This window comes from Austwickia chelonae, from assembly GCF_003391095.1.
Lineage (GTDB): Bacteria > Actinomycetota > Actinomycetes > Actinomycetales > Dermatophilaceae > Austwickia > Austwickia chelonae_A.
Window position 1 is genome coordinate 2,920,848 of record NZ_CP031447.1, and the last position, 13,086, is coordinate 2,933,933.

11 protein-coding genes and 1 riboswitch are annotated in these 13,086 nt (G+C 68.4%); of the genes, 7 read left to right on the top strand and 4 right to left on the bottom strand.

The features are described from left to right. The first annotated feature begins 4 nt into the window (after nt 1-4). On the top strand, nt 5-1,564 hold the full coding sequence (locus DX923_RS12910; protein ID WP_116115522.1) for an alpha/beta hydrolase: 1,560 nt from the start codon (nt 5-7) through the stop codon (nt 1,562-1,564). 3 nt (nt 1,565-1,567) lie between these two features. On the opposite strand, the gene cobF is transcribed toward DX923_RS12910, so the two are convergent. Continuing rightward, a complete protein-coding gene (cobF, locus tag DX923_RS12915) occupies nt 1,568-2,350 on the bottom strand; it encodes a precorrin-6A synthase (deacetylating) (RefSeq protein WP_116115524.1) in 783 nt (260 codons plus the stop codon). 100 nt (nt 2,351-2,450) lie between these two features. Continuing rightward, entirely contained in the window at nt 2,451-3,701 is a 1,251-nt protein-coding gene (gene rocD, locus DX923_RS12920) for an ornithine--oxo-acid transaminase (protein ID WP_116115526.1), read from the bottom strand. Between the two features lie 360 nt (nt 3,702-4,061). Further along, nucleotides 4,062-4,181, top strand: a riboswitch (cobalamin riboswitch). Between the two features lie 83 nt (nt 4,182-4,264). Between rocD and DX923_RS12925 the strand changes: the two genes are divergently transcribed. Beyond that, nucleotides 4,265-4,777, top strand: a complete 513-nt coding sequence (locus DX923_RS12925; protein WP_116115528.1) for a hypothetical protein — start codon at nt 4,265-4,267, stop codon at nt 4,775-4,777. On the opposite strand, the gene DX923_RS12930 is transcribed toward DX923_RS12925, so the two are convergent. Beyond that, on the bottom strand, nt 4,729-6,837 hold the full coding sequence (locus tag DX923_RS12930; RefSeq protein ID WP_346218087.1) for an MDR family MFS transporter: 2,109 nt from the start codon (nt 6,835-6,837) through the stop codon (nt 4,729-4,731). The genes DX923_RS12925 and DX923_RS12930 overlap by 49 nt on opposite strands. Before the next feature lie 154 nt (nt 6,838-6,991). Here DX923_RS12930 and DX923_RS12935 point away from each other — a divergent pair, with 154 nt between their 5' ends. Further along, a complete protein-coding gene (locus DX923_RS12935; RefSeq protein WP_116115530.1) occupies nt 6,992-7,624 on the top strand; it encodes a TetR family transcriptional regulator in 633 nt (210 codons plus the stop codon). Nucleotides 7,625-7,641: 17 nt separating this feature from the next. Then, nucleotides 7,642-8,034: a DUF4440 domain-containing protein gene (locus DX923_RS12940; RefSeq protein ID WP_116115532.1), complete on the top strand. Its 393-nt coding sequence runs from the start codon at nt 7,642-7,644 to the stop codon at nt 8,032-8,034. A 15-nt stretch (nt 8,035-8,049) separates the two neighbouring features. Here DX923_RS12940 and DX923_RS12945 read toward each other — a convergent pair whose 3' ends face one another. Next, complete coding sequence (locus tag DX923_RS12945; RefSeq protein ID WP_116115534.1) at nt 8,050-8,841, bottom strand: SIR2 family NAD-dependent protein deacylase; 792 nt, start codon at nt 8,839-8,841, stop codon at nt 8,050-8,052. Nucleotides 8,842-9,038: 197 nt separating this feature from the next. On the opposite strand from DX923_RS12945, the gene DX923_RS12950 reads away from it, so the two are divergent. The 3 genes from DX923_RS12950 (at nt 9,039) to DX923_RS12960 (ending at nt 12,916) form a co-directional block, all read left to right on the top strand. Continuing rightward, nucleotides 9,039-11,030, top strand: a complete 1,992-nt coding sequence (locus DX923_RS12950) for a hypothetical protein (RefSeq protein WP_116115536.1) — start codon at nt 9,039-9,041, stop codon at nt 11,028-11,030. 44 nt (nt 11,031-11,074) lie between these two features. After that, a complete protein-coding gene (locus DX923_RS12955; RefSeq protein WP_116115539.1) occupies nt 11,075-11,989 on the top strand; it encodes a restriction endonuclease in 915 nt (304 codons plus the stop codon). A 78-nt stretch (nt 11,990-12,067) separates the two neighbouring features. Next, nucleotides 12,068-12,916: an Fpg/Nei family DNA glycosylase gene (locus tag DX923_RS12960; protein WP_116115541.1), complete on the top strand. Its 849-nt coding sequence runs from the start codon at nt 12,068-12,070 to the stop codon at nt 12,914-12,916. The last annotated feature ends 170 nt before the right edge of the window (nt 12,917-13,086 follow it).

Here is a 13,086-nt window from a genome sequence, read left to right on the forward strand (position 1 = left end):
CGGCGTGCGTCCCGACCGACCGAGCAGACGGGAAGGCGAATGGCACACCGGCGGGCAGGTCTCGGGGAAAAAGGAGCCCGTTCGTCGTCTCGCCCAGGAGTTGTCCGCTGTCGCCGACGACCTGGACCATGTGCTGGGTCGGGCCGCAGCCCTGCACGAGGAGTTCATGCGGCAGGCCGGTTCCGAACATGGCTGGAACCGGCTTGAGGAGACCCTCACCGACGAGCTGCGGCATCGACGACTTCGGATGATCTTCCTGACCGCCGATTCGCTGGCCGATCTTCTCCGGGCTGAGTCAGACGCGGCGACGCAGCGTTTCCCCGAAGTCGATGCGACGGGGAGTCGTCTCCCCAGGATCCCTGCCGGTGAGCATCCACGCCGGGTAGCTCAGTGGTGGGCCGATCTCCCCGAGTCCGACCGCGAACTGGTCGTCGAACGGCTCGGGCACTGGTGCGGCCGCGCCGACGGGTTACCCTGCCGGGTCCGTCACGGCGCGAACACCGCGACCCTCGCCGAGGAGATCCACCTACGCGCCACCGACATCGGCGACGAGATCGCCGCGGCCTCAGGGCCAGGTGACGGCCCGATCCCCCGCGTCGGCAGCGTCGACGACGCCGACGAACGAGCACGCCGTGACCTGCGCGGGTTGTTGAAGCTACGAGCGCTCATCTCCCCGGACGAAGACGAGCAGCGGATCCCCGGGTCCGTGGTGCCGGCCGAGTCCCTGGCCGCGCTGGACGAGATCAGCACCCCGTGGGAGCAGCGTTCCCTGTACTTGTTGGATGCCCGGGCCTACCCCTTGCGGACGGCCGTGGTGTTGGGGGACCTGGAACGGGCACATACCGTGATCGTGCACGTACCGGGCACGACAACCACTGTCGATCTGCGGCTCTACCGGGAAGCCATGTGGATGTCGGCGCTGCGGGAGGAGACCGGACGGGTTGCCGGCGCAGACCGGGGTGGCGTGGACGGAGTCGCTGTCGTCGACTGGATCGGCTATCAGGCCCCCTATGACATTGCGACTCGCCAGGCCTTGGGGAACAGCGGCATCCGCTGGTTGGTCCCCGGCGAGGCCATCGACGACCGTTATGCCAGGGAGGCCGCACCCCTCCTGGTCGACTGCGCGGAGGGGCTGCGTGCCGTGATCGGCCCGGAGACCCGGCTGGTGGCCTCCGGGCACAGTTATGGCGCATCGGTGCTCGGCCTGGCACTACAGCAGACGGATGTCTTCGACGCCTGCCTGGTGACCGGCTGCCCGGGGCTGTTCACCGATGACCTGTCGACCTTGAAGGTGCCTTCCGGGCAGGTGTACGCCGCCGTCGCCACCGGTGATTTCATCCCCAGGCTGGGCATCTTCGGCCCGGAGGTGTCGAAGCTGGCCGGGGTGAAGGCGCTGGCGCCGATGCCGCATCTGGCCACCTACCCCGACGGCGGCCGGGTATGGACCCGGCTCAACATGGGGCATGAGTCCTACTACGACCGTGGATCGTCCTTGTTGCACGATCTGGCTTCGGCTGCCGCGGGGGTGGAACCGCCGAGCCGATGGCCGTCCTGGGCGACCTGAGGTCTAGGACCGTGGGGTGACCACGCGGCGGCGCAGCAGGTAGGTGTCGAACATCCATCCCTTGCGGGCGGCGGCCTCGGCCCGGGCCGTCACGATCTCGTCGCCGACCTCTTCCAGTGCCCCGGCGATCAGCATCTCGTCCGGAGTGCCCAGATAGGCACCCCAGTAGATGTCGATGCCCGTCGGGTCGATCCGGGAGAAGGTCTGCCGGCCGTCGAGCATCACCACGACGTCGTCGACGCCCTCTGGCATCCCGTCGGTCAACAGCCTGGCCGGGCTGACCTGTACTGCCCGCCCTTGCCGGTTCAACGGGATACGGTGCCGGGCCGCCAGGGCGAGCACGCTGCTGACCCCGGGGACGACCCGGACGTCGAGGGTTTCGTGTGCCGGGGCCCGGCCGGCCAGTTCCTCCACGATGGCCAGGGTGCTCTCATACAGGCTGGGGTCCCCCCAGACGAGGAAGCCTCCGGTCTGGCCGTCGGCGAGCGCCTCCGAGACGGCCTGCCCCCACCGGTCGAGGCGTTGTTCGCGCCAGCGGGTGACGGCGGCGTCGTAGTCGGGGGCTGATCGCCAGGGCCGGGGCGGGTCGCGCAGTTCGACGACCTGGAGAGGGGTGGTGCGATGGCGGGTGATGAGTTCGCGCCGGATACGGACGGGTTCGTCGAGATCGGCTTCTTTGAGCACGACGAAGAGGACGTCGATGGTCTGGATGGCGCGGACGGCTTCGAGGGTGACCCAGTCGGGGTCGCCGGCGCCGATCCCGATCAGCAGCATCGTCCGGTTCACGGTGTGCCCGTTCTGGTGCGATGGTGTCGGAGGCTCATCGTGTTCCCTTCGTCCCGTGGTGGTCCGAGGCTCATGCTAGAGGTGTCTTTGTCGGGCGGGTTCAGGCGGCGGCGAGGACGGCGTCGAGGGCGTCGACGATCTGGGAGATCTCGGTGGCGGTGATGGTGAGCGGTGGGGCGATCCTGAGGGTCGAGCCGTGGGTCTCCTTGACCAGGACGCCGTGTTCGGCCATCTGCCAGGCGGCGTGTTTTCCGGTCATGAGGCCGGGGTCGATGTCGATGCCTGCCCAGAGTCCGCGGAGGCGCACGGCAGTGAGTCCTCGGCCGAGGAGTCGGTGCAGTCCTTCGCGGAGGAGCGGTTCGAGTTCTTTTGCGCGTTGTTGGTATTCACCGGTGCGGAGGAGTTCGACGACGGCTGTGCCGACGGCGGCGGCCAAGGGGTTGCCCCCGAAGGTCGAGCCGTGGGATCCGGGGGTGAAGACGCCGAGGACATCGGTGTCGGCGACGACGGCGGATACCGGGACGATCCCCCCGCCGAGTGCTTTGCCGAGCAGGTAGGCGTCGGGAACGACGTCTTCGTGGTCGCAGGCGAAGAGGGTTCCGGTGCGGCCGAGTCCGGATTGGATCTCGTCGGCGATCATCAGGGCGCGTCGTTCGGTGCACAGGCGGCGGACTCCTCGGAGGAAGCCGTCGGGTGGGATGACGACGCCGCCTTCGCCCTGGATGGGTTCCAGGAGGACGGCGACGGTGTCATTGTCGATGGCGGCGGCCAGGGCGTCGAGGTCGCCGTAGGGGACGATGCGGAAGCCGGGGGTGAAGGGCCCGAAGTGAGTGCGGGCGTCGGGGTCGGTGGAGAAACCGACGATGGTGGTGGTGCGTCCGTGGAAGTTGCCGTCCATCACGATGATCGTGGAGCGTTCGACGGGTACGCCTTTGGCGACGACGCCCCAACGGCGTGCCATTTTGAGGGCGCTCTCGACTGCTTCGGCTCCGGTGTTCATCGGAAGCACCATGTCTTTGCCGCACAGGTCGGCCAGTTCGCGACAGAAGGTGCCCAGGCCGACCGAGTGGAAAGCCCGGCTGGTGAGGGTGAGTTCGTCGAGTTGGGCGTGAGCGGCAGCCAGGAGGGCCGGGTGGCGGTGGCCGAAGTTGAGCGCCGAGTATCCGGCGAGGGCGTCGAGGTATCGGTGCCCGTCGATGTCCTGGACCCAGACGCCCTCGCCGCTGGCCAAGACGATCGGCACGGGTGAGTAGTTGGGGGCGATCCAACGGTCTGTATCGGCCAGATGGGTTGCGGTGCGGGGGCGCTGCCGTTCACGGCGGGCGATCGGGGTGGCGGGCTGCTCCAGCATTCCAGGGCTCCTGTCACGGGTGACGTCCGAGACAGCACACCGTGGTCGCCCGGATGGCCGACCGTTCCCGGTGTCCCTGCCTCGGGGACCGATGGGGTACCGACAGCTCCAGGCGACCGGGCTGAGACCGTCGGGGACGGGCATCACCGTTGCGGGACAGCGCCGGGTTCTCACCGGCTTCGCTGGAGGGTCGGCGGGTCGTCGGTGACGACCCGGGCACACGCTAACACTTGGGTGGGCTGCCTGGCCCGAACGAAGAGACTTCTCGTGGAAGGCAGCTGCGGGGCGTGACACGCAGGTCGGTGCCGGTTGATGCCGGGACGTGCCCGGATCGCCGGTGTTACTGTGACGGCGACCGCACTGCCGCGGTTGTCGATCGTTCAGCGAAGCCGGTGAGAATCCGGCGCTGTCCCGCAACGGTGATGCCCGTGCTTTCCTGGCAGGCTCAGTCCGGTCGCCTGACGGTCGGCCCACATCGACCCTCGAGGCCAGGGGGCGGGTGACGGCGGCATCGCCGCACGGTCCCTTCTTGCGCCTCGGGACGCTACCGAGGAGCTAGCGAGATGACCGAAACCATCGCCAGTACACCCCCGCTCACCTTTCCCGATCATGGCTGCCCGGCGTCCGTCGTCCGGTTGTGCTCTCACCATCGCGGGCAGAACGCCCTGTGGCAGGCCGGGACGATGAAGTACTTGATTCGCCACGACCGGATGGAGAGCCGGCGCCGTGAGCAGAAGGGCTGGATCGATGCGGCTCTCGTGGAGGAGACCTTCGAGTTGGTGATCGTGCGGGACGACCTGGGCGACCCGGTCGCTGCTCTCGACCTGGTGCGAGACGAGCACGGTCGGCTCTGTGTCACCCAGCGTGCTTTGTTGGACAGCCCGCGGAACCGTCGGCTGTTGGCGGCGGCAGCGGCGCGAGTCGTCGGCGCGGCCGGGGACGGCGTCGTGAATGTCCGTGGCGCGGTCGTCGCGTCGGCGCTGACCCAAGAAGGCTGGTCGGTGTCGGGCTACGCCGGGGACGACTACTACACCTGGTCTTCGGGGGCGATTCCCCCGGAGGTGTCCGCTCGTTGACCTGGGCGTCGAGTCAGGTCGACGAGGAATGCCGCGGTCAGGGCACTGTTGACCGCCGACAGGCTGTCGAGGTCGACGGCGGAGTGGCGTTCGGTCACCAGCGGTTCCACGGTGCTCAGGACGTGGTCCTCGTCGAGTTCGGCGGCCGCCGCGGCGAGGGTGCGTTGCAGCTCTGGGGAGAGCACCCCACCGGGGCGTTCTCCGGCGGCGGCGACCTCGGCGGCATATTTCTCGGATCGAACTACGAGCTCGTGGTCTTCGGTGGTGAGCATCAGCGAGGTGCGGTCGAGCAGGGCGATCCCGCGGTCGAGGCTGCCTTCGCCGAGATCTTCCACGGCGCGGACCAGGTGGGGGTGGGTGCCGCGGCCGGACTGTTCGGCGAGGAGCCTCAGTTGCAGCCCGAGCAGTCGTTCCTTGGTACGGGAGGCCGCTGATCCGTGCCCCAGGGGGACGGCGAGCAGGTCACCTGCGGCGGACCGTCCCATGGTGTCGAGGAGTTCGCGTCCCTGCCCCTCGTCGGTGTGCACGGTGTCGCGCAGCGGGGTGGGGGTGATCCCCAGGGTGAGCAGCAGGGTGAGCAGGGCCAGGGGGAGGCCGGTGAGGAAGACGGTGTGCAGCGAGTCCGACAGGCCCCAGCGGACGGCTTCGGCGATCGCCGGTGGCAGTTTCTGCAGGGTCGAAGGGTCTAGCACGGATCCGGCGTTGACGCCGGTGAGACCTTGTCTGGGGGTCTGCGTGGGCAGGTGGGAGGCGATGGCTTCGGGGAGGCGGGTCGTCATGATGGTGCCGAAGACGGCGACACCCACGGTGGAGCCGACATTGCGGAAGAACTGCACCCCGGCGGTGGCGACGCCCAGGTCGGCGCGCATCACGCTGTTCTGTACGACCAGGGTGTACACCGGGTTGCAGGCGCCCAGGCCGATACCGATGACGGCCATCGCGGCGGTCAGTTCGAGTTCGCCGGAGGTGCGGTCGAGGCGGGCCAGCAGCAGATATCCCAGCGTGACGACGAGGACGCCCAGGACGGACAGTTCCTTGTACCGGCCGGTGCGGGTGATGAACATCCCTCCGACGATGCCCATCAGCACCAGGGCCACCATGAGCGGCATCAGGATCATCCCGGAGTTGGTGGCGCTGACGCCGAGGACGCCCTGGGCGTACACCGGGATGTAGATGATGGCACCGAACATGATCATCGACAGCACGAAGGAGGCCAGCACCGACAAGGCGAAGGAGGAGTTGCCGAAGAGGTGCAGCGGCAGGATCGGCTCGTCGCTGCGGCGTTCGAGGGCGATGAAGAGCAGGAGCAGCAGCGTCCCGATGACATACATGCCGATGATCCGGGTCGACCCCCACGGGTAGGTGGTCCCGCCGAGAGTGGTGGCGGTCAGCAGGAGTACCAGGGCGGGGCTGAGGGTGAGGATACCGGGCCAGTCGAGGCGGGCGTCCCGACGTTCGTGGGGCAGATGGAGGGAGGCGGCCAGGACGACGAAGGCGACGACACCGAAGGGCAAGGCGGCGAAGAAGAGCCACCGCCAACCCCAGTGGTCGGTGATGAATCCACCGGCCAGAGGCCCGGCTACCGAGGTCAGACCGAAGACCGACCCCATGATGCCCTGGTATTTGCCGCGTTGACGTGGCGGGATCATGTCGCCGACGACGGTCTGGGAAAGGGTCATCAACGTGCCCATGCCCAGGCCCTGGAGAGCGCGGGCTGCGACCAGGGTCCAGAAGTTCTGGGCGAATCCGGCGATGACGGAGCCGAGCATGAAGACGGCGATCCCGCCCAGGCAGAAGGCTCGTCGCCCGTACAGGTCGGAGAGCTTCCCGACGATGGGCACGCTGATCGCGCTGACCAGCATGGCTGCGGTGGCGATCCAGGAGTAGTGGTCCATGCCGCCGAGTTCGGCGACGATGCGTGGCATGGCGGGGCCGACGATGGTCTGGCTGATGGAGGCCACGAACATCGCGATCATGAGGCCGGCGAAGATCTTGCGCTCGTCACGGCTGAGCGTGAACGTCGATTCGCCGACTGCGGGTCCGGTGGATGCGGTGTTCACGGATGCTCCTGGTGTCGCTGGGTGTTCATCGGATCCATCGGCACGGCGGCCCGGATGGTCAAGGGCGGCGCCTACAGTTCCTCATTCAGAATGCGGCTTTTTTGCAGAGTCTGCAACTTTGCATCCTCTGCAAAAATTCCTTTAGGCTGAGGTCATGAGCGACGGCAGCCTGCGCGAACGGAAAAAACGGGAGACCCGGCTACGCCTCCACCACGCAGCACTGGAACTCGCCGCCCGTGACGGGCTGAACGCCGTCACCGCAGGAGCCATCGCCGAACACGCAGGCGTCTCCCCCCGCACCTTCTTCAACTACTTCCCCACCAAGGACGCCGCCATCATCGGCACCGACCCCGAACTGCCCCAACAGCTCGCCGCGGCCTTCGAGGAACGCCCGGCCGAAGAAGACCCCCGGAACTCCCTGCGCCACATCCTGACCGCCCACCTGGTCTCCGTGGCAGCGGCCCCCGCACTGCGCCATCAACGCAACCGGCTGATGGCCACCCACCCCGAACTCGCCGGCACCCTCGGCGGCATCTCCCGCCAGGTCCAAGAAGCCCTCGCCGAGGCTGTCGCCCGACGCTCCGGCGGCGACCCCGCCCACGACCCTTACCCGCAGCTCACCGTCGCGGTGGCCCTCGCCGCCGTGTCCACCGCCCTGGCCCGGCGGCGCGCCCGCACCAACGGGCCCGACGACATGCAAGCCGATCTCGACATCGTCTTCGACCTGCTCGAGGCCGGAATCCCTGCACCCAGCGGACGTCCGGCACGCACCCCACACACCTCTTGACATGGTGGGATGGCGGTATGGACCCCAGGACGACCACCCAGGCCCCCGCCGATCTCCTGACCGAACTCATGACCAGGGAGCGCCTGCTGCACTTCCCTGAAGCCGGTATCACCCGGAACGAACTCGAATCCGGGATGATCCACGACTACTGGGAGGTCGGCGCCTCCGGCGGCCGCTTCGACACCGACGTGATCTGGGAGGTCGTCCGACGACGCGCCGAGAACCCCACCCCCACCCCGTGGCGCACCGGCGAAGAGGAATGTCGCCTCGTGGCGCCGCACACCTATCTCCTGACCTACCTGCTCGAGCAGGGCGACCGTCGCACCCGGCGTTCCACGCTGTGGCGCGTCCGGGCGGGCCGGTGGACAGCCGTCTACCACCAGGGCACGGTCGTCACCGGGGAATGGTGACCCCCTCGGCGGAACTCACCCCTGCGCGAACCCCAAGGCCTCGACGAGCGCCGGCAGCGCCCGGCCGGCGTCCTCCCGCCAACACAGGTCGACGCCCCAGGACAGTTCGGTGTGCTGCGGGTTGATCTCCACGACCATCGTGCCGTGCCCCCGGGCGATGTCGGGCAGCGATGCCGCCGGTTGCACCACCCCCGAGGTGCCCACCACCAGCACCAGATCGGTGGTGAGCATCAGGTCCACCGCCCGGTCGAAAGCGCCCTCCGGGAGACGTTCACCGAAGAGCACCACGTCGGGACGGACATTCGCCGCGCACTGCGGGCAGGACGGCGGAGCCGAACGCAGCTGGGGTTCTTCCCCTTCCTGCAACGGCGGAACCGCCAGGTCGTACGGGCGGGTGCAGCTCTCGCAGGAGAAGGTGAACAAGGATCCGTGCAGGTGCAGGGGGCGCGGCGACCCCGCCCGCTCGTGCAGGTCATCGACATTCTGGGTGACGATGTCGATCCGGGTGTGCCGCGCCCACTCCGCAAGCGCCCGATGTCCGCCGTGCGGTGTACTGCGACCGATGAGCCGGGCCAGCCACCAGTGCCAGGCCCAGACCAGTTCGGGGTCGTGCATCCAGGCTTCGGCGGTGGCCACTTCGTCGGGATCGGACTTCCCCCACAGCGCACGGTCGGCATCCCGAAAAACGGGAACCCCACTCTCCGCGGACATCCCGGCTCCGGTGAGCACAGTGACGTGCTCAGCCCCCTGCACAGCGGCGAGGAGGGAAGCAGGGACAGTCGCACGGTGATCGGCCTGGGGGTTCATACCTCCATGGTGACCCAGGGTTTACCCCGTTCTGTCCACATACTCCGCCTGACCTGCGACCTTCTTTGCCCACCAAGAAAATTGACGTTTTTTCGTGACCTGATGGGTGCTCTTACGAGCTAACCGTCCCCTTGCTACGGCCGATAGGCACTGACGACAGCGGTGGCCCCGACCGCTGCCCAGGAGGGAACATCACGATGAGTCCGCGCGACGACGAGCCCGACCGGTACGCCGGCGAGACCCGTGCGGAACGCCGACGCCGACTCCAGTCGGAAGCTGCCTGGTCGACCCCGTCATGGCCGCCGACCCCCGATCTGCATCCGAGCCCGCCTGCGCACGAGCCCAGCCCGTACGACCCGCTGCCCTACGGCGTACACGCCTACCCGGACATCGAGGACGCCGTCGTCGAGGAATACGTCGAGGACCCGCTGCCTCCCGGGTATGGTGCCGCGCCGAGCGCCGACCCGTACCACGACCCGTGGGAGTCCATCGAAACCTTCGTGGAGGAGCCGCCGCTGCCCCCGCAGGCTCCCGTCCCTTATCCGGACGAGCCGGTGGAAGTGCATGTACCGGCCGACGAACCCGCGCCGCCCCCGGAGAACCCTGCGGGACCGGACGCACCGGGTGGCCGCCATGTCGCCCATCGTGCCTACGGGGGACGCCCTGCACCGCTCCCGCCCGCGCCGGAGGCCTCCGCCCCGTGGCCGGCCGAGGACGCCGACAAGGCACCGGTCGCTGCGGCGGGCCCGGGCGATGTCGACAGGCCCCAGCCCGAGAGCACCGGCGACGACCCGCACCCGGACACTCCAGAAGCAGCAGCGCCGGAGAAGTCGCCCTCAGAACCTGACACCACCGCGCCCATCGCCGCGCTCACCGAGGAGAAGGATCCCGCCGCAGCCGCTGCTGCACTCCAGCTCCTGGCCGCCAAAGCTGCCGCCGAACGCCTCACCGGACCCCGCGCCGCCATCACCGACGGCACCCCCGAGCCGACCACCGCTGAACGCTCCCCGGTCTGGTCCGAACGGGCCCGGCGCGCTTCCGAACGGATGGCCGCCGACAAGCTCGCGGCCACCCGGATGGCCGCCGTCCGGGCGGCCGCCGCCCAACGCGCCACCCAGATCGAAGCCGCGAAAAATGGTGCTCCGCTCAGTCCCTCGCCCGAATCTCCCGTATCGACGACGCCCTCCGAGGTCCCGGCCTCTGGAGGAGACGACCACCCGAACGACCCGGACGGCAGCGCACCTGCGGCGCCCGCCGTCCCCCCAGCGCCGAAGCAGAAGAAGCCCCCGAAGCAGAAGAAGCCCCCGAAGCAGAAGAAGCCGAAGAAGGTCACCCCCACCTGGGCGAAGATCGCGTTCGGCGGTGCCACCGTCCTCGTCCTCGCCTTCGGTGCCACTCTCACCGCGCGGAATCTCGGCGTCCTCAGCTCCCTGGGCGGGCTCTCCCCCACGCCCAGCGCCACCAGTCTGCCGACCACCGCGCAGGAATCCCCCACGGCGAGCCCCACCACGGCCAACCCCACCAACGGCGGAGCAGTCCCTGCCGCGATGGCCTGCGACCCCGCCTCCTGGGCGGGCAAGCTCGCCGACGAAGCTGCCTCGAAAGAGTTCACCGCTTCAGCCGTCGCCGAGGCCTACTGCCTGACCGCAGGCACTGTCCGCGACATCGGATTCACCTCTCTCGCAGCCCGCCGACAAGCCGGAAACCCTTATAAAGCAACCGAATTCGATGCCGCGGCGGCTTATCTCTCACCGGATCTGCGCACCCAGTGGCAGAAGGATGTCGCCACTCTGGTGAGCTCCCAGGACCCTGCCGGGGAGGCCGGACGCCGGATCTCCGCACTGACCCGCCTGTCCTGGGACAACCAGACCTTGAAATTCGACCCGAATGCGAAGAGCTGGGCCACCGATTTCGCTGTCGGACGCCCCGTCACCTGGACCGCGAAAGGCACCGACGGAGTATCCCGACTCGGTCTGGGCTTCGAGACCGGCATCGTCACCCACATGGTCGACAGCGCGGGGAAGCCCCAGCAGCAGATCCTCAAACGGACCTACCGGATCGCCCTGATCAAAGCCCAAGGCCCCAAGCCCTGGCTGATCGACGCCTACCAGGTGACCGAACAGACCGCCGCACTGTCGACCCAGACCGTCACCCCGACCACCAGCGCACGCACCAGCTCACGGCGATGAGGCCCCCACCCTGCGGAGGAAGGGCATAACGGAGGAGAACATCCTTGACGATCCCTGACTTTCAGACCTGTATGCGGCCCTGTCTGGCGATGCTGGCCGAGCGAGGACGAATGCGCTCCCGCGAGGTGAAGAACGCCATCGCCGACGTCTTCAACCTCGCCGACGAGGAACGGGCTCGCCTGCTGACCAGCGGCAGGCAGCGGATGATCGACAACCGCGTCGCCTGGGCACTGACCTATCTCACCCAGGCAGGCCTTCTGAGTCGCCCGCAACGTGGCTACGTCGAGATCACCGATGCCGGCCGCCAAGCCCTTGCCGCCAACCCTGACCGCATCGACCGGAAGACCCTCGAAGCATTTCCGGCCTACCGCACCTTCCGCGAGCGCGCCCGAGACACCGCGCCGGCCGTCGCCGATCTTCCCGGCGGTGTCGAGAGCGCAGCGACCCCTGAGGAGTTGAGCGCTGCCGCGGTGAAGGAGAACCAGAATTCCCTCGAAGGCGGGGTCCTCGACCGAGCGTTGGCTCTCTCACCGATCGGGTTCGAAGACCTGGTCATCGCCTTGCTCGCGAGGATGGGCTATGGGCGAGCGGGATCGGTGGAACGTACCAGTGCCACCGGTGATGCCGGCGTGGACGGCATCATCAGTCAGGACCCGTTGGGGCTGGACCGGATCTACGTGCAGGCCAAGCGATATGCCACCGATCGTGTCATCGATCGCCCGAGGATCCATGAGTTCGCCGGGGCGCTGCTGGGCAAGCAGGGTGATCGGGGCGTCTACATCACGACGTCGCGGTTCTCGTCAGGTGCGCGTCAGGAGGCCGACCGCATCAATGCCCGTATCGAGCTGATCGACGGAGCTCGTCTGGCAGAGTTGCTCGTGCAGTACAAGGTGGGTGTCCAGACCGACCAGACCTTCGAGTTGCTCCGGATGGACGAGGACTTCTTCGACACCCTCTGAGCGTGGAGAAACGACAGGGCGTACGGTGCTGGGTGTTCCGCCCCCCCGAACCTGCGCCTGTGGAGGTCCTGCACCGCGATGCCTGAAGGTCACGTCATCCACCGACTTGCCTCGTCGTACACGGAGGCCTTCGCCGGGCAGCCGACCCGCAGCAGCAGCCCGCAGGGCCGGTTCACCGATTCCGCTGTGTTGATCGACGGCCGTCCGCTGGACGCAGCAGAGGCCTATGGCAAGCATCTGTTCTGCCATTTCGGGCCGGACATCGTGCACATCCATCTGGGCATGGCCGGCAAGACCACCTTGCACCGGGCTCCGCAGGACGGCGGTGACCTGCCGGACGACCGGCCGGTGACCGGTGCCGTCCGGTGGCGGCTGGAGAATGACGACGCCTGGTGCGATCTGCGTGGACCGGCGATCTGCCGACTCATCGACGACGACGCCCGCCGGGTCGTCCTGGCCAGGCTGGGGCCCGACCCGTTGCGGACGGACGCCGAGCCGGATCAGGCGTGGGGGCGCGTCCACCGGTCGAAGCGGTCGATCGCCGAGCTGCTCATGGACCAGAAGATCTTCGCCGGGGTCGGCAACATCTTCCGCGCCGAGGTGCTCTACCGGGCGGGCCTGGACCCGATGCTGCCCGGGACGGCGCTGAGCCGGGCAGAGTTCGACCAGATCTGGGACGACCTGGTCGAACTGATGGCCTACGCGGTCCGGCACGGACGGATCGACACCGTCCGGGAGGAGCACTCCCCCGAGGCCACCGGGCGGGCACCGCGCCAGGACCGGCACGGCGGCGAGGTCTACGTCTACCGGCGGGCCACCCTGCCCTGCCATGTGTGCGACACCCCGGTACGCACCGTGGCGGTCGCCCAACGGAATCTGTTCTGGTGCCCGGGGTGCCAACCCGAACCGGCAGGGACCCGGGCCTGACGCGCTGAGGCCCCTGGCAGCCGACGGATCCGCCCGCCCCGGCGAGTTATCCAGCGCACAGCATGAATCACGTACTCCACCAAGTTGATTCTGGGAGAATTGGGGGTCGTCGAGCGGAAGGGACCACCCGTCATGCGGATCGGGATCCTCGGCTCCGGAGCAAGCGCGAC

Bases quoted from the DNA above. Each gene is read 5' to 3' on its own strand.
- rocD (WP_116115526.1), bottom strand. From the start codon at position 3,701: ATGCTGGAGCAGCCCGCCACCCCGATCGCCCGCCGTGAACGGCAGCGC.
- DX923_RS12945 (WP_116115534.1), bottom strand. From the start codon at position 8,841: ATGAACCCCCAGGCCGATCACCGTGCGACTGTCCCTGCTTCCCTCCTC.
- DX923_RS12950 (WP_116115536.1), top strand. From the start codon at position 9,039: ATGAGTCCGCGCGACGACGAGCCCGACCGGTACGCCGGCGAGACCCGT.
- DX923_RS12940 (WP_116115532.1), top strand. From the start codon at position 7,642: ATGGACCCCAGGACGACCACCCAGGCCCCCGCCGATCTCCTGACCGAA.
- DX923_RS12935 (WP_116115530.1), top strand. From the start codon at position 6,992: ATGAGCGACGGCAGCCTGCGCGAACGGAAAAAACGGGAGACCCGGCTA.
- DX923_RS12960 (WP_116115541.1), top strand. From the start codon at position 12,068: ATGCCTGAAGGTCACGTCATCCACCGACTTGCCTCGTCGTACACGGAG.
- DX923_RS12925 (WP_116115528.1), top strand. From the start codon at position 4,265: ATGACCGAAACCATCGCCAGTACACCCCCGCTCACCTTTCCCGATCAT.